Origin of the sequence: Mesorhizobium sp. B4-1-3 (assembly GCF_006439355.1) — a bacterium.
GTDB lineage: Bacteria > Pseudomonadota > Alphaproteobacteria > Rhizobiales > Rhizobiaceae > Mesorhizobium.
Genome location: NZ_VFTG01000003.1, coordinates 190,033 through 205,500 on the forward strand (window position 1 = coordinate 190,033; position 15,468 = coordinate 205,500).

General features: G+C 66.3%; 13 protein-coding genes. 7 read left to right on the plus strand and 6 right to left on the minus strand.

Annotation, left to right across the window (positions count from 1 at the left end; all coding sequences use genetic code 11):
• From FJW06_RS05765 to FJW06_RS05795, 7 genes are all read left to right on the plus strand, one after another.
• Positions 1-267 (plus strand): sarcosine oxidase subunit delta, encoded by a 267-nt coding sequence (locus FJW06_RS05765; RefSeq protein WP_140749271.1) that lies wholly within the window; start codon positions 1-3, stop codon positions 265-267.
• Positions 264-3,122, plus strand: a complete 2,859-nt coding sequence (locus FJW06_RS05770) for a 2Fe-2S iron-sulfur cluster-binding protein (protein WP_140749274.1) — start codon at positions 264-266, stop codon at positions 3,120-3,122. The genes FJW06_RS05765 and FJW06_RS05770 overlap by 4 nt, the downstream gene beginning before the upstream one ends.
• Positions 3,123-3,710: a hypothetical protein gene (locus FJW06_RS05775; protein ID WP_140749277.1), complete on the plus strand. Its 588-nt coding sequence runs from the start codon at positions 3,123-3,125 to the stop codon at positions 3,708-3,710.
• Positions 3,707-4,615 carry a dihydrodipicolinate synthase family protein gene (locus tag FJW06_RS05780; protein WP_140749280.1) on the plus strand — a complete coding sequence of 303 codons (909 nt, stop codon included), beginning with the start codon at positions 3,707-3,709 and terminating at the stop codon, positions 4,613-4,615. The genes FJW06_RS05775 and FJW06_RS05780 overlap by 4 nt, the downstream gene beginning before the upstream one ends.
• Before the next feature lie 7 nt (positions 4,616-4,622).
• The gene (locus tag FJW06_RS05785) at positions 4,623-5,591 is read left to right on the plus strand and encodes a D-2-hydroxyacid dehydrogenase (protein ID WP_140749283.1); all 969 of its coding nucleotides are present in this window, start codon (positions 4,623-4,625) and stop codon (positions 5,589-5,591) included.
• Between the two features lie 70 nt (positions 5,592-5,661).
• Entirely contained in the window at positions 5,662-7,203 is a 1,542-nt protein-coding gene (locus FJW06_RS05790) for a trimethylamine methyltransferase family protein (RefSeq protein WP_140749286.1), read from the plus strand.
• Between the two features lie 12 nt (positions 7,204-7,215).
• A complete protein-coding gene (locus FJW06_RS05795; protein WP_140749289.1) occupies positions 7,216-8,706 on the plus strand; it encodes a D-aminoacylase in 1,491 nt (496 codons plus the stop codon).
• On the opposite strand, the gene FJW06_RS05800 is transcribed toward FJW06_RS05795, so the two are convergent.
• Genes FJW06_RS05800 through hydA form a run of 6 tightly spaced genes read right to left on the minus strand, consistent with a single transcriptional unit; the run spans position 8,691 to position 15,431 of the window.
• Positions 8,691-9,356, minus strand: coding sequence for an isochorismatase family cysteine hydrolase (locus tag FJW06_RS05800; protein WP_140749292.1), 666 nt, complete (start codon positions 9,354-9,356; stop codon positions 8,691-8,693). The two genes, FJW06_RS05795 and FJW06_RS05800, sit on opposite strands and share 16 nt — an antisense overlap.
• On the minus strand, positions 9,353-10,633 hold the full coding sequence (locus FJW06_RS05805) for a Zn-dependent hydrolase (protein ID WP_140749295.1): 1,281 nt from the start codon (positions 10,631-10,633) through the stop codon (positions 9,353-9,355). Before FJW06_RS05805 ends, FJW06_RS05800 begins: the two co-directional genes overlap by 4 nt.
• The gene (locus tag FJW06_RS05810; RefSeq protein WP_140749298.1) at positions 10,630-11,790 is read right to left on the minus strand and encodes an FAD-binding oxidoreductase; all 1,161 of its coding nucleotides are present in this window, start codon (positions 11,788-11,790) and stop codon (positions 10,630-10,632) included. The genes FJW06_RS05805 and FJW06_RS05810 overlap by 4 nt, the downstream gene beginning before the upstream one ends.
• Positions 11,787-13,094 (minus strand): Coenzyme F420 hydrogenase/dehydrogenase, beta subunit C-terminal domain, encoded by a 1,308-nt coding sequence (locus FJW06_RS05815; protein WP_140749301.1) that lies wholly within the window; start codon positions 13,092-13,094, stop codon positions 11,787-11,789. The genes FJW06_RS05810 and FJW06_RS05815 overlap by 4 nt, the downstream gene beginning before the upstream one ends.
• A gap of 7 nt (positions 13,095-13,101) precedes the next feature.
• Positions 13,102-14,016, minus strand: coding sequence for a nitrilase-related carbon-nitrogen hydrolase (locus FJW06_RS05820; protein WP_140749304.1), 915 nt, complete (start codon positions 14,014-14,016; stop codon positions 13,102-13,104).
• Positions 14,001-15,431, minus strand: a complete 1,431-nt coding sequence (hydA, locus tag FJW06_RS05825; RefSeq protein ID WP_140749307.1) for a dihydropyrimidinase — start codon at positions 15,429-15,431, stop codon at positions 14,001-14,003. Before hydA ends, FJW06_RS05820 begins: the two co-directional genes overlap by 16 nt.
• Positions 15,432-15,468: the final 37 nt, after the last annotated feature.

The window sequence follows — 15,468 nt, forward strand, 5'->3', positions numbered from 1 at the left end:
ATGAAACTGCTCACCTGCCCCATGAACGGCCCGCGCAACATCGACGAGTTCCAGTCCTTCGGCCCGGTGCGTGCGCGGCCCGATCCGGACGGAACCGCCGACAGGGAATGGTCGCGGCATCTGTTCCGCGCCGAAAACCGCAAAGGCATAGTGGTCGAGTGGTGGCGGCACGTGCCGAGCAATTATTTCTTCCTGGCCGAGCGCGATCTCGTCAGCAATGAGATCATCCGCACCTTCGACGCATCCCAACTGCGGGACCGCGCATGAACCGGCTGCCACCCCCTTTCGGAAGCCGGATCGATCGAAGCCGCCCTGTCCGCTTCACCTTCGAGGGCAAACCCTTCGAAGGCTATGAAGGCGACAGCATCGCCAGCGCGCTTGCTGCATCGGGTCAGTGGGTGCTGTCGCGCTCGTTCAAATATCACCGCCCGCGCGGCATCCTGTCGATGGCCGGGGCCGACGCCAACGCGCTGGTGCAGCTTCCGTCCGAACCGAACGCCGCCGCCGAGCGTACGCCGATCAGCGAAGGGTTGCGGGTCAGCGCCCAGAACGTCAACGGCTCGCTCGAGCGCGACCGCGATGCCGTCATGGACAGCCTCGGCCGCTTCCTGCCGGTCGGCTTCTACTACCGCACCTTCATGGGTCCGCGCCGCGACAGCTGGCTGAAATTCTGGGAACCGATCATCCGCCGCAAGGCGGGCCTGGGCGTCGTCGACACCAAGGCTCCGCACCGGCATTTCGACAAGACGCATCTGCATTGCGATGTGCTCGTCGTCGGCGCCGGGCCAGCGGGATTGAGCGCGGCGATCGCCGCTGCCGAGTCAGACGCCGATGTTGTGCTGTGCGACGAGAATCCGGAGATCGGCGGCGCGCTGGGCTATGGCCGCTACGATCCGGCCATTCTCTCCGGTCTGTCGTCGCGGCTGGCGGCGCTGCCCAATCTCAAGGTGCTGACCGGCACCGTCTGCAATGGCTGGTACGAAGACAACTGGCTGCCGCTGATCCAGGGCGATCGCCTCCATCGCACGCGCGCTCGCGAAGTGGTCCTGGCGACCGGCGCCATCGAGCAGCCCGCCGTCTTCCGCAACAACGACCTGCCGGGGATCATGCTCGGCAGCGCCGCTCAGCGCCTGATCCGGCACTATGGCGTGCGGCCCGGTCAGAGCGCGGTGGTTCTGGCCGCGAATGACGACGGCTACCGGACGGCGCTCGACCTGCTCGATGCAGGTGTGTCGGTCGTCGAGCTTGTCGATCCGAGATCGGACGGTGACGCTGGCCCGTTGGCTGCTGAACTGCGCAGCAAGGGCGTCGCCATCCGTAAAGGCGCAAGCGTCGAGGCTGCCGAAGGCACGCTCGGCAATCGCCACCTTGTCGGCGTCCGTGTCGGCGGGAACTGGATCGCCTGCGACCTGCTGACGGTTTCGATCGGCCAGGCGCCGGCGTGGCAACTGCCGTGTCAGGCCGGCGGCAAGGTCGGCTATGACGCCGGCATGCAAACGATGACGATCACGTTGCCGAAAGGTCCCGTCCATCTCGCCGGCGCAGTTGCCGGCGCGGACGAGTTGAAGGATGCCATCGCCAATGGCCAGCGCGCGGCGGCAGCCGCGCTTTCGCGACTCGGCCATGCAGTCGCCGATGAGCCTCCGGTAGCCCGTCCAAAGGCCGCTCGTCCCCGCTATGTGCAGCCGATCGCCGCCAACCCCAAGGGACGCGACTTCGTCGACTTCGACGAGGACCTGCAGGTCAAGGATCTGCAGAACGCGACCAAGGACGGCTATCGCGAGATCGAGCTCGTCAAGCGTTTCACCACCGTCGGCATGGGCCCGAGCCAGGGACGCCATTCGGCCCTGGCGACTGCCCGCATCGTCGCCGAGGCGACCGGCCGGACGGTCGGCGAAATCGGCATCACCACGGCGCGGCCTCCTGTCGGGCCGGAAACGCTCGGCGTGCTCGCCGGCCATCACGAGGTGCTGGAGCGCCGCACGGCGCTGCATGCGCGGCACGTCGCGCTGAACGCCGCGATGAAGCCGGTCGGCGCGTGGTGGCGGCCTTATTACTACGGTGACGCAAGCAGCGCGCGGGAAGCGGTGCGCCAGGAAATCCTCGCCGTGCGCGAAGGCATCGGCCTGCTCGACGTCTCGACGCTCGGCAAGCTGGAGATCCGCGGACCGGACGCCGGCGAATTTCTCGACCGGCTCTACACGATGGCGCATGCCAACCAGCCGATAGGCCGCGTCCGCTACTGCCTGATGCTCAACGAGATGGGCTCGGTGATCGACGATGGCGTCGCCTACAGGATGGCCGAGGACCAGTTCTATGTGACGGCGACCACCGGCGCCGTCGCGCGCGTCTATGCCGACATGCTATTCTGGAATGCCGAGTGGCGACTGAAGGTCGACGTCCTCAACCTCACCGGCGCGTTCTCAGGCCTCAATGTCACCGGACCCAAGGCGCGCCAGGTGCTCGAAGCGCTGGAGAGCGACATCGACTTCAGCCGCGACGCATTCCCCTATCTGAGTGGCCGCGAAGGCACCGTCGCCGGGGTGCCGGTCCGCGTGATGCGCATCGGCTTCACCGGCGAGCTGAGCTATGAACTGCACTGCGCTTCCAGCATGGCGCCTGCGCTTTGGGATACGGTGATGGCCGCGGGCAAACCGCTTGGCTTGCGTCCATATGGCCTGGAAGCCTCGCGCATCCTTCGTCTGGAAAAAGGCCACATCCTGATCGGCCAGGACACGGATGCGATCACCACGCCCGACGAATTGGGCTTCGGCTGGGCGGTCTCGAAGAAGAAGCCGTTCTTCGTCGGCAAGCGCTCCATCGAGATGCGCGCAAGGCTCGGCCAGACCCGCAAGCTGGTCGGCCTGCAATACCCCGCCGGCGCCAGGAACATTCCCGGCGAAAGCTGTCTGGTGCTGCGCAACGGCGCACCTGTCGGCCAGATCACGTCAGTCGGATATTCGCCGTCGCTTGGGCGCCACATCGCGCTCGCCTATGTCCATGTCGACGACCAGGCGGAAGGCAGCCGCGTGACGGTGAAGTGCCGCAATGGCGAGCCGGTCGAGGCGCCGGTCGTCGCCCACGCCTTCTTCGATCCGACCAACGCGCGGCAGGAGATCTAGATGGCCGCCGGCCTAGCGACTCGCATTTATCCTTTCATGCCTGGCGGCGCGGCCGATGGCACGAAGCTGATTTCCGGCGCGATCGTGTTGAGCGACCTCACGGACCGCCCGCGCTTTGGCTTGAAGGGCGGCGGCAGTGCCGCCTGGCTCGCCGCGCAGGGCGGTACGGTGCCGGCTGTCAACCGCATCGGCGACCACCGCGGCATGCGGGTCCTGCGCCTCGGCAACGAGGACATCCTGCTTCTCGCGGAGAGTGCGGCTGAGACGCTCGCCCAAGTCAAAACCGCCTGGCAGGCCGCGGCGGCGCCAAAAGGCTATTCGTCATGGCGCGAGGAAGGCTGGGCATGGATACGCCTCTCCGGTCCTTGCCTTGCCGAAGCCATGAGCGCGCTTTGCGCGCTGGACCTCAGGCCCCAAAAATTCGGCGCCGACGATATCGCCCAGACGCGCGTCGGCCATATCGAAGCCGTGACGTTTCGTTCGCCGGCCGGGTTCGACATACTCTTCGACATCACCGCTTCGGCCTACTTCGCCCGCGCCGTCGCGGCGATAGCCGGCCACACAGATCAGCACAGAGGACATTCATGACCCGCCCCCAAGGAACCATCGCCCCGATCCTGACGCCGTTCGAAGACGATGGCCGCATCGCGCGCGATCTCTGGATCTCTCACGCCAAATGGGTGCTCGGCCAAGGCGCGCATTTCCTCTCGCCCTTCGGCACGACGGGCGAAGCGCTGTCGGTGTCCTTGCGCGAGCGCATGCAGGCGCTGGAATGGTTGGTCGAGGCCGGTATCGCGCCGGACCGGCTGATGCCCGGCACTGGTGTCACCGCGCTTCCCGAAACGGTCGAATTGTCGGCCCACGCCGTCGGCCTCGGCTGCGCCGCGGTCATGGTGCTGCCGTCCTTCTTCTACACCGGCGCCGGCGACAACGGTCAGGCGCGCTATTACGGCGAGCTGATCGAGAAGGTGGCAAAACCTTCGATGCGCGTGATCCTCTACCACATCCCGCAGAACTCCGGCGTGCCGGTCAGCCCTGCGCTCACGGCTAGGCTGAGCGAAGCGTTCCCGGACACCATCGTCGCCTACAAGGACAGCGCCGGCGACTGGAACAACACGGCCGCCGTCATCGCCGCCGCGCCCAGTATTTCGGTCTTCCCGAGCTCCGAGGCGCAGCTCACCAAGGGTCTTGCCAGCGGCGCGGCCGGCTGCATCTCGGCGACGGTCAATTTGAACGCCGCCGCCATCCGCCGTCTCTATGACGCGGCCAAGAAGGGCGAGGATGTCGCCGAGGCGGATGCCGCCATCAAGGCGTTCCGCAAGGTAATCCAGGATGCCGGGTTGATCCCGGCGATGAAGGCCGTGCTTGCGGTCAAGTCCGGCGACAGACGCTGGCTGAACCTGCGCGCGCCGCATGAGAACGCGACGCTGGATAACGGCCAGGCGCTGCTTGCCGCCCTTGGCAGCGCGGCCGACCATATCGGCCATAGCTGAGGTCGCAATGTCGGCGCGCCCAATTGTCATCCTGCACACCGACAAGCCTGCCGGCGCGCTTGCCGTGCTCGCCGATACACACCCGGATCTCGAGGTCCATGCCTGCGACACCTATGCCGGCCTCCCCGCTTTGATCGAGCGGACCACCGCGGAAGTGGTCTATTCGATCCGCTTCGACGGCACGCCGCGCTACCCACGCCAAGCCCTCGTCGAGAGCCAGACGGTGAAATGGATTTCGATCGGCGGCTCCGGCACCGACCATCTCGGGCGCTGGGATCCCGCGCATGTGACGGTGACGAATTCGGCCGGCGTCGCCGCCGGTATGCTGGCCGAATACGCGCTTGGCGCCATGCTCTCCTTCTCGCTCGACCTGCGCGGCTTCGAGCGCCGGCAGCAGGCCCGCCAATGGGGCGGCGGCCGTGTCGAACCGATCGAGGGCAAGACCATTCTCATCCTCGGCCTCGGCAAGACCGGCGAGGCCGTCGCGCGCCGTGCGCGGGCGATGGGCATGCGCACGCTGGGCATTCGCGCGCGACCGAAACCGATGCCCTCGCTCGACGAAGTGCATGGTCCCGACGCGCTGCTGCCACTGATTGCCCGCGCCGATTTCATCGTCTGCTGCGTGCCGCTGCTGCCCACAACGCGCGGCCTGCTTGGCGAGGCCGCTTTTGCCGCGATGAAGCCGTCCGTCGTTCTCATCGACATTTCGCGCGGCGGCGTCATCGAGGAAAAGGCCCTTCTCGCCGCGCTTGATGCGGGGCGGATCAAGGGCGCGGCGCTCGATGTCTTCGCGACCGAACCGCTCCCGGCCGAGCATCCGCTCTGGGGCTACGACAATGTTGCCGTCACGCCGCATTGCGCCGCGGTCTATGATGGCTGGGACATCAAGTCGGCGCGCATGTTCGCCGACAATCTGGCGCGCTACCGCCGCGGCGAGCCGCTGGAGAATGTGGTCAATCCGGAGCGCGGCTACTGAAAGCAATTCCAGGAAAAGTGCTGCGGTTTTCCGTCCGGAATTGCGCGAACAAGAATCGAAGGGGAATGCTATGTCACAGGACAGGCGCGGTGGTGGCCGCAGATCGAGGCTCGGGCGCGGTGGCGGCGGCATCACGCAGCTGCCGTGGCAAAGCGTCAAGAACCCCTACCCGCCTATGCAGCTCCTTGACGATGAGCGCATGGAGCAGTTGCACAAGACCTCGATGCGCATCCTGTCGGAGCTCGGGATCCGCGTCATGAGCGAAAAGGTTATGGACCTGTTCGCCAAGGCCGGCGCCATCGTCGATCGCGAGGAGCGGACCATCCGCATCGACGAGAGCATCGTGACGGAAGCTCTGAGCAACGTGCCCTCCTCCTTCACGCTGACCAGCCGCAATCCGGACAAGCAGGTCCATTTCGGCGGCAATTCGCTGGTCTTCGGGCTGGTCGCCGGTCCGCCCAATGTGCATGACCGCATCAACGGCCGCCGCCAGGGCAACCTTGCCGACTACCAGAACTTCATCCGGCTGGCGCACCACTTCAACGCCATCCACATCATCGGCAACCAGGTGGTGGCGCCGATGGAACTGCCGGCCAATGCGCGCCATCTCGACACCTACCATGCCAATCTGACGCTGAGCGATCTCTCCTTCCACTGCACTGCGATCGGCCGGGCGAGAGCCATGGACGGCATCAACATGATGGCAATCTCGCGTGGCATCAGCGTCGAGGAGATGCGCGCCTCGCCGGGCGTCACGACGATCATCTCGATCAACTCGCCGCGCCTGTTCGACGACGCCATGGCCGAAGGCCTGATCGCCATGGCCGAGCACGGCCAGCCGGTGACGGTGACGCCCTTCACACTGATGGGAGCGATGACGCCGGTGACGCTCGCCGCCGCTCTTTGCCAGCAGAATGCCGAAGCCCTGTTCGGCATCGCGCTGACGCAGCTCGTCAACCCCGGCACGCCGGTGATGTATGGCGCCTTCACCTCGAATGTCGACATGAAGTCGGGCGCGCCGGCCTTCGGCACGCCGGAGAACGCCAAGGCCAACATCATCGCCGGCCAGCTGGCGCGACGCTACAACCTGCCCTACCGTACCTCCAATGCCAACGCCTCCAACGTCGTCGACCTGCAAGCCGCCTACGAGACCGAGATGGCGACCTGGGGCGCGGTGCTCGGCCGCGCTAATTTGATCTACCACGCCGCCGGCTGGCTGGAGGGCGGGCTCACCGCTTCCTACGAAAAGCTCGTGCTGGACGTCGAGATCCTGCAGAACATGATGGAGTTCCTGCGCCCACTGTCCTTCCAGGAGGACGACCTCGGCTTCGAAGCGATCAAGTCGGTGCCGGCCGGCGGCCATTTCTTCGGCGCCGAGCACACCATGTCGCGCTACACCACCGCCTTCTACCAGCCGATGCTCTCCAACTGGCAGAATTACGGCGCCTGGCAGGAAGCCGGTGGCAAGGACGCGCTCGAACGCGCGACCGAGTTTTGGCAGCAGGCCCTGCACGACTACGAGGAACCGGTGATGGACCCCGCGATCCGCGAGGCGCTCGACGCCTATGTCGCGCGCCGCCGCGAGGAGATCGCGGCCAATCCGGAAGCTTAGGAAATCCTGCTGATGGCCTACGATCTCATCATTCGTCACGCGACGCTGATCGCCGGCGACGGCTCGAAACCCTTCGAAGCCGACATCGCTGTCACCGGCGACCGGATCGCGGCGATCGGCCGGCTGGACGAAGAGCACGGCATCGAGGAAATCAATGCTCTAGGCAAGGTGGTGGCGCCCGGCTTCATCGACGTGCACACCCATGACGACGGTGCGCTGCTGGCGCCGCGCGGCATGGACCCGAAGATCAGCCAGGGCGTGACGACGGTGATCGCCGGCAATTGCGGCGTCAGCCTGGCGCCGCTGCTGCTCGACAGGACGCCGCCGTCCCCCTTCACGCTGGTCGGTGGCCGCGAGAATTTTCGGTTCGGCCGCTTTGCCGATTATGTCGCGGAGCTCAAGCGTCGCGGCATCGCCACCAACGCGGCCCTGCTTGTCGGCCACACCACGCTACGCCAGCGCTGCATGCCGGTGATCGGCCGTCCGGCCAACAACGCCGAAACGGCGGCGATGCAGGAGGCTGTGGCCGAAGCGATGGCGGAAGGCGCGTTTGGCCTCAGCACCGGGCTCGACTACCCGCCGGCAGTGAACTCCTCGACCGACGAGGTCAAGGCATTGGCCGCCACAGCGGCGCAGCTCGGCGGCCCCTATGTCACCCACACGCGCAACTATTTCGAGACGATGGACGAGGCGATCGAGGAAGCGATCGACATTGCCCACCACGCCGGCGGCAAGCTGTTCATCTCGCACCACCAGTGCACCGGCCGCGCCAATTTCGGCAAGAGCCGGCCTTCGCTGGAACGGATCGACCGGGCGCGCGAGGCAATGGACATCGGCATGGATGTCTATCCCTATGCCGCGAGCTCGACGGTGCTGCGGCTGGAGCGCTGCGATACCGGCCTGAAGATCCTCATCACCTGGTCCGATCCGCATCCGGAGATGGCAAGGCGCGAGATCGCCGACATTGCCCGCGAATGGAACTGCACCGAGCGCGAAGCCGGCGAGCGCCTGCTGCCGGCGGGCGCGGTCTACTTCCAGCTCGACGAGGACGACGTGCGCAACATCATCGCCCATCCGCGCACCATGATCGGCTCGGACGGCCTGCCGCACGACATCCACCCGCATCCGCGGCTCTGGGGCACGTTTCCGCGCGTGCTTGGGCACTATGCCCGCGATGTCGGCCTGTTCAGCCTGGAAGAAGCGGTTTTCCGCATGACCGGCCTGCCCGCGCGAGAATTCGGCATCGTCCAGCGCGGGCTGCTGGCCGAAGGGAACTTCGCCGATCTCGTCATCTTCGATCCCGACACGATCATCGACACCGCGACTTACGAGGAGCCGCGCCGGCCCGCCGCGGGCATCGAGCATGTCTTCGTCAACGGCATATCCGTTTGGCGCGAGGGCAGAGCCACTGGAGCGCTGCCGGGCGCGGTCCTCAAACCCTCGACTTCAAAGACGATCGCCAGGGGCACTTGCAACTGCGGCGCCGATCACAGCGCCTCGTAAATCCGGTCGACGCTCTCCAGCGTGTAGGCGAATTCCACCGGCCGCGTGCAGCGCCAGCCGTCGAACGACCGGCCGGTAAGCGCGTTCAGCGCCTCGGGCAGACGCAATATGCCGCCGCCATAGAGCCGGTTCGCCATGTCGAGCATGCCGGTGCGGTGCATGGCCTCAGTCATGCTGCCGCAGGCTTCCTTGACCAGCCAGACGCGAAAACCCTGGTAGACCGCGTCGAACACGCTTTCGGTCACGCAGCTGTCGGTCAGCACGCCTGCGACGATCAGGTTTTCGACCCCGAGCGCGGCGAGCCGTTGCGAGAGATCGGTGCGGCGAAAGGCGCTCGGCCAATGCTTGTGGATGACGATGTCGCCCGGCAGCGCCGCCACTTCGGCGCAGATCGCGGCGCCCTCGCTGCCGGCTACCGCGGAGCGGAACTCCTCCGTCAGGACCTCTTCCTGCCGCGCATAGCCGTCGCGTTCCTCTGGCTTCACCCAGGCCTGCGCGTGGATGACGGGCACGTCCGCCTTGCGGGCGAATTCGATCAGCGCGGCGGTGTTGGCGAGCACAGCGTCGTAACCGACGACCGGCCATGCGGCGCCGGGACGGTATTCGTTCTGCAGGTCAATGGCGAGCAACGCGGTCTTGGCGAGGTTCATGGCTGGTCCGGGTTGTCGAAGCGCGTGACGAAACGCAAGAGCAGCCGGATCGCCTGATCGAGATCGACGATCTCCATCGCTTCATGCGGGTTGTGGCTGCCGTTCTCGTTGCGCACGAAGAGCATCGCGGTCGCAATGCCGGCGCCGGCGAAGGTTGCCGCATCGTGCCCGGCTCCGCTTGGCACATGCGGCACACGCATCTGCAATTCGGTCGCGGCGCGATTGAGCTTCGCGATCAGCGCTGGCGACATGGTCGCCGGTTCCCAAGTAAAGCGCGGCCCAAGCTCGAAGGTGACACCGCGTTTGGTGCCGACTTCGGCAAGAATGCCATGAAGCTGAGTTTCAATCCGCTCCAGGACGGCCGCTTCGGCGCTGCGCACATCCAGCGTGAAGCCGAGTTCGCCCAGAACCCGGCTGCCGCCATGCTGCGTGGGATCGGATTGAACCCGGCCGAAGGTGACGGTGGCCTCATGTCCTTCGCGTTCGAGCGCATCCCACTCGGTTTCGAGCGCGGCGACCAGATCGGCAAAGCCAAGCACGGCATCATGTCGGGCGGAGCGCGGCTCGGCGCCTGAATGGGCGTAGGCGCCGAGACATTTGGCGTTGACATAGCGGAAACCGCCAGCGATCCCGGTGACGATACCGACCGGCGCGCCGGCGGCTACCAGACGCGGTCCCTGCTCGATATGCACTTCGCCAAAGGCGGCGATCCGCGCGGCTTCGATGCCCGGAACCCCGCGCTGTACGGCATCAGGGTCGAAGCCTTCCTCGCGCATGTGATCGGCCAGCGTGCGGCCGCTGTCGGCTCGCCTGGCTTCGAGCGCCTGCGGATCGAGCAGGCCAAGCGCCGCCTGGCTGCCGGGATAGGAAAGCGGAAACCAGACCGCTTCCTCGGCTCGGGTCGCCAGCAGGATGAGATCGCGCTGCAACCGGATGCCTTGCGCGGCCAGTTCGGCCATCACTGCCAAGCCCGCCACGACGCCGGCGGCGCCGTCGAAATTGCCGCCATGCGCCACACTGTCGAGATGCGAGCCGACGACGATTGCAGGCAATTCCGGACGACTGCCTTTGAGCGTCAGGTAGAGATTGCCGGCAGCGTCGACGCGCGCGGCGGCGCCGAGTTTTTCCCCCTCGTTGCGCACGAGATCATGGGCGAAGCGCTCGCCCGGCCCGTAAGCGACGCGGGTGATCCCCGGTGCGTCCGTCGTAGCTTCGGCGAGCATATCCAGGATCCGCACCGCCAGTTCACCCCCGGCCGTCAAAACGGCGCTGTTCATGAAGCAACCTTGCTGGCTTCAGGCGCGACATCGCGCAGCCGGTGCGGCGTGAGGTCGTCCAGCGACACGCCTTGCCTCGCGACATCGTCCGGCAGGCCGCCGCCAGTGATCAGGCTGGCGCAGACGCGCGACAGCGCCGGCGAGGTCTTGATGCCGTAGCCGCCCTGCCCGACCAGCCAGACGAAGTCCGGAAATTCGTCATCGGGCCCGACCACCGGCGATCCGTCGGCGACAAACGTCCTCAAGCCCGCCCAGGAACGCGACACGCGCCGCACTTCGATTGTGGTCGCTCGTTCCAGACGCTCGGCGCCGATCGCGACATCGATGTCTTCGGCAAAGGCGTCCATCGGCTCCGACGGCCTGGCATCGGCCGGCGAAAGGAACAGCTGCCCGGCATCCGGCTTGAAATAGAATTCCGCGCCGACATCGTTGACCAGCGGCCAGTCGGTGATGTCGACACCTTCAGGTGCGGGAATGTTGAAGGCGGTGCGGCGCTTCGGCTGAAGACCGACCGGACGCACGCCCGCCATCAGCGCGATCTCGTCGCCCCAGGCGCCGGCCGCATTGACGATCACCGACGCGAGAAATGTACCCGCTTCCGTCTCGACCCGCCACTGTCCGCCCTGCCGCCCGATGCCTCTCACGCCGGCCTTGGTGATGATGCGCGCGCCCCGCGCCCGCGCGCCGCGCAAAAAACCCTGATGCAGGCCGTTGACGTCGATGTCCGTGGAATGCGGCTCGATATAGGCGCCGGCGAGGTAGTCCCGACGCAGCACCGGCACGCGCGCGATCGCCTCGGCCGGCGTCATCGCAACGATCGAGGGCACCAGGGCCTGGGCCGCCGCCAGATCCTCGCGCAACAGGTCGAGCTGATCAGCGCGCGCCACGGTGATCATGCCGCGCTTGCTGAGCAGCGGATAGTCGCAAAAACCCCTCGGCGGCTCGGTCAGGAAGGCGCGGCTTGCGAGCACGATGCGGCGGATGATGCCGTTGCCGTAATTCTCGGTGAAGCTTGCCGCCGAGCGTCCCGTGGTGTGATAGCCGCAATGGCTCTCGCGCTCGAGCAGCACGACCTTCCTGTCGCGCGAAATCTCGAAGGCAGCGCCAGCGCCGGCCATGCCGCCGCCGATGACGATGATTTCGGTCTGCTCGCTCATGGATCCCTCAAAATTGTTGCGCCCGGCACCGCGGGCGGCTCGCCCAGACGGCCGCGCCGCGCACGATCGCGGGCGCCCCGCCCCTCGGCCAGGTTCTCGGCTAGCGAATTCCGCGCGGCGCAATCCCGCAAAGCGAGGTCGCTGACAAAAGGCACCGGCTTGCCGGCGATGGCCATGCCTGTCAGCCGCGCCCAGACGGCGCGGCGTTTGCGCACCTGATGCGACTGCAGCTCGCTGATCTCTGCAATGTCAGTCTCGCGCTTGATCTGCAGCACGCCAGCCTCAACGGCCGCGTCGAACAGCTCCAGCCCGCGCTTCGTGCGCACGATGATGCCGTTGAGCGCCTCATCCTCGACCGCCGGGCCGCCATTCAGCCAGGAATCCGACACCGCCATATCCGCCACCTGGCCGATCGCGTCGGGGCAGATCTTGCAGCGCGGCTGGATCATCCATTTGTCCTCGTCTTCCCAGAGCTGCCGGTAGCTGATCTCGAAGGCGCGGCCGTCTTTGGTTTCGATGCGGTTGAGGCCGGGATTGCCGTGGCCCCGGTAGCGGAAGAGCGCCAGTTCGTCCTCGCTCAAACCGAAACGCTGCAGCACCTGTTCCGACTTGGTCAGGTCCGAGGCGCCGCCGCAGACGAAGGCGAGCGCATAGCGCATCTGCTCATCGACGCGATGGTCGATCCGCGCCAGATTGCGCACGGCGGTGATGTCGCAAGGCTTGGCGATCAGCGCGAACGGCTCGCCGCGATCGAGGATATCGTTGAAATCCACCAGCGTCGCCGCCGGGCCATAGCGCGAGCCCGCGCCTTCAAGCACCGAAGCGGCGTCGAAGCTCAGCTTGCGCTCCGTGCGCATCGGCATGGAACGCGAGGCCGCGACATGCAGCACGAACTTGACCCGCCCGGTGTCGAGTAGGAATTGCCCGAGCGCCGTCAGCGTGCCGCCGCCGGAGCCGATGAAGCGCACAGTCGGATTTCCAGCGGAGCCGAGCACAAGCCGTTCGACCGGTCCCCAGACGGTATCCTTCAACGCGGCCTCATCCATCTGTGGCGGACCGGCGATGCGCGTTCCTGGGCAGACGGCGTTGATCTTCGTCAGTGTCGACGTGTCCAATGCGCGCAACGCGACCGGCCGCTCGCGCCCTTCCGGCGTCATCACCATGTCGACATCGCCGGGACCCGCGATCGAACGGCAGAGGCCGCAACCGATGCAAAGACCGTTCTCGACGATCTCGCCGAGCGTCAGCGGATCGGTCGAGGGCGGCGGCGTGCCTTGGCTTTGGCTGGTTTCGATCAGGCCCATCGCGATCTCAGACCGATTCCGAGATGCGCCGGTACTGGTCGGGGCGGCGATAGAGCGCGAAGTTGAAATTCACCTTCCGGCAGACCTCGATCAGATCGAGGTCGGCGCGGTGGACAATGACCTCGTCGTCGAGTGACATCGCCTGCGCGGCGATCTCGCCGGTCGGCGCGATGATGCAAGAGCCGCCGATCAGCGCTTGCCCGTCTTCAAGTCCCGCCTTGGCGGCGGCGCCGACCCAGAGCGTGTTCTGGTAAGCGCCGGCCTGCATCGGCAGATGGTTGTGGAACATCCTCAGATGCGCCAGCGCCGGCGCTTCGTCGAGCAGCAGCGGCGTGTTGTAGCCGAGCAGCGCCACCTCGGCGCCGTTGAGGCAGAGCATGCGGTAAGTCTCCGGCCAGCGGCGGTCGTTGCAGATGGCGAGGCCGACGCGAACGCCGCGATAATCGAAGACCGGAAAGCCGAGATTGCCCGGTTCGAAGTAACGCCGTTCGAGGTGCGTGGTTGTGCCCGCCTCCGGCTCGCTCGAACCCGGCACATGCATCTTGCGATAGCGGCCGATGAAGGCACCGTCCGGCCCGACCAGATCCATGGTGTTGAAATGACGTGTGCGGCCGTCTTCCTGCGTTAGCTCGCAATAACCCAGCGCAAAGCCGACTTTTAGCCGCGCGGCGGCATCATAGAGCCGCTGCGTCTCGGGTCCCGGCATCGAAGCTTCGAAGAAGGCGTCGATCTCGGCCTGGTCGTCGATGCGCCAGCGCGGGAAGAAAGTGGTGAGGGCCATTTCCGGAAACACCGCGATCTCGGCGCCGGAGGCGGCAGCTCTCTCGAGCAGGCGCACCAGGCGCCCGACAGTCTCGGCGCACGTGGCGCTGCGCTGGATCGGCCCGGTCTGGCAAACGGCGATGGTCAGGCATCGAGCCATGGCGTCCAATCCTCGACTGGTTTTCCTGAAAGTGTGGGATCGGCTGCCCTTCGAGCCACAAATTGCCCGAAGCCAGGTTCGGCCTGCAGCTTGCCGTCGGCGACAACCGGCACGCCGCGCACCAGCACGGTGGTCGGTCGGCCGGTGACCTCCTTGCCCTCATAGGGCGTGAAATCGACGCGCGAATGCAGCGCCTTGTGCCCGAGCGCCCAGCGCGCCGTCGGATCCCACAGCGCCAGGTCCGCGTCGAGCCCGACGGCGATGCGGCCCTTGCGGTCGGCGAAGCCGTAGATCGAGGCGGCATTGCGCGAGGTGAGGTCGAGGTATCGGTCGAGCGTCAGCCGGCCGGTGAGCAGCCCTTCGGAAAACAGCAGCGGCAGGCGCGTCTCGATGCCGGGAATGCCGCTCAGCGTCGTGGTGAAACCGGGCGTCTCGGAACGGCCGGTCTTGTCGGCGAAGTAATATGGTGAATGGTCGGACGACCAGAGGTCGATGCCGCCACTAATAAGCTCTTGCCACAGATGCTCATGGCTGCGCGGCGAGCGCGGCGGCGGCGAGAAGACGAAGCGCGCGGCATCGATTGCCGGCCGGTCGAGATCGGCAGCGCCCAGGAAAAGATATTGCGGACAGGTTTCCGCGATAGCGTCGACGCCGCGCGACTTCGCCCGCGCCACCTCCTCGGCCGATTGCCAGGACGAGACATGCACGATGGTCATGCGCGCGCCGGTCATCTCGGCAAAGGCCAACGCGCGATGCGTCGCCTCGCGCTCCATCGTCTCGCTGTGGGCGACGACATGGTAGCGGATATCGGTGCGGCCGAGATCGATGAGCCGCTGGCGTGTGCGGCGGATCGCGGCATCGTTCTCGGCATGAACCATGACGATCCAGCCCAGTCGTCTGGCCGTATCGAGGACCTTGAAGAACAGGTCGTCGTCGACGGCGAAGCCCTGATAGGTCATGAATAGCTTGACCGAGGCGATGCCACGGCCGGCAAGCTGGTTGAGCTGAGCCTCGACATCCGCGCCGGTGCCCATGGTGACCACGGCATGCAGCCCGTAGTCGATCACGGAACGACCCGCCGCGCGCTCGAGCGCACGGTCGATAGCGCCGATCGTCGTCATGTCCTGTCCAGGCATGCCGAACGGGACAATGCAGGTGGTGCCGCCAAAGGCGGCCGAGATTGTCCCGGATTCGAAATCGTCTGCGTTGCCCGCCCCACCCCAGACCGGCTGATCGAGATGGCAGTGCGCGTCGATGCCGCCGGGCATGACCCAGCGGCCATTGGCATCGACCACCTTCTCACCGGACAGGCTTTTGCCTATGGCGGTGATCCGGCCATCGTCGATACCGATGTCATACTCGGCCCAGCCGTCGTCGAGCGCCACGCGCCCGCCTTTGATCACCAGCTCATGCATTGGCCAGCTCTTCTGTTCAAATTGGCCCTCGCCGGCC

Excerpts from the sequence above, each read along its gene's own strand:
- FJW06_RS05765 (WP_140749271.1), top strand. The coding sequence starts at position 1 with ATGAAACTGCTCACCTGCCCCATGAACGGCCCGCGCAACATCGACGAG.
- FJW06_RS05770 (WP_140749274.1), top strand. The coding sequence starts at position 264 with ATGAACCGGCTGCCACCCCCTTTCGGAAGCCGGATCGATCGAAGCCGC.
- FJW06_RS05775 (WP_140749277.1), top strand. The coding sequence starts at position 3,123 with ATGGCCGCCGGCCTAGCGACTCGCATTTATCCTTTCATGCCTGGCGGC.
- FJW06_RS05780 (WP_140749280.1), top strand. The coding sequence starts at position 3,707 with ATGACCCGCCCCCAAGGAACCATCGCCCCGATCCTGACGCCGTTCGAA.
- FJW06_RS05785 (WP_140749283.1), top strand. The coding sequence starts at position 4,623 with ATGTCGGCGCGCCCAATTGTCATCCTGCACACCGACAAGCCTGCCGGC.
- FJW06_RS05790 (WP_140749286.1), top strand. The coding sequence starts at position 5,662 with ATGTCACAGGACAGGCGCGGTGGTGGCCGCAGATCGAGGCTCGGGCGC.
- FJW06_RS05795 (WP_140749289.1), top strand. The coding sequence starts at position 7,216 with ATGGCCTACGATCTCATCATTCGTCACGCGACGCTGATCGCCGGCGAC.
- FJW06_RS05800 (WP_140749292.1), bottom strand. The coding sequence starts at position 9,356 with ATGAACCTCGCCAAGACCGCGTTGCTCGCCATTGACCTGCAGAACGAA.
- FJW06_RS05805 (WP_140749295.1), bottom strand. The coding sequence starts at position 10,633 with ATGAACAGCGCCGTTTTGACGGCCGGGGGTGAACTGGCGGTGCGGATC.
- FJW06_RS05810 (WP_140749298.1), bottom strand. The coding sequence starts at position 11,790 with ATGAGCGAGCAGACCGAAATCATCGTCATCGGCGGCGGCATGGCCGGC.
- FJW06_RS05815 (WP_140749301.1), bottom strand. The coding sequence starts at position 13,094 with ATGGGCCTGATCGAAACCAGCCAAAGCCAAGGCACGCCGCCGCCCTCG.
- FJW06_RS05820 (WP_140749304.1), bottom strand. The coding sequence starts at position 14,016 with ATGGCTCGATGCCTGACCATCGCCGTTTGCCAGACCGGGCCGATCCAG.
- hydA (WP_140749307.1), bottom strand. The coding sequence starts at position 15,431 with ATGCATGAGCTGGTGATCAAAGGCGGGCGCGTGGCGCTCGACGACGGC.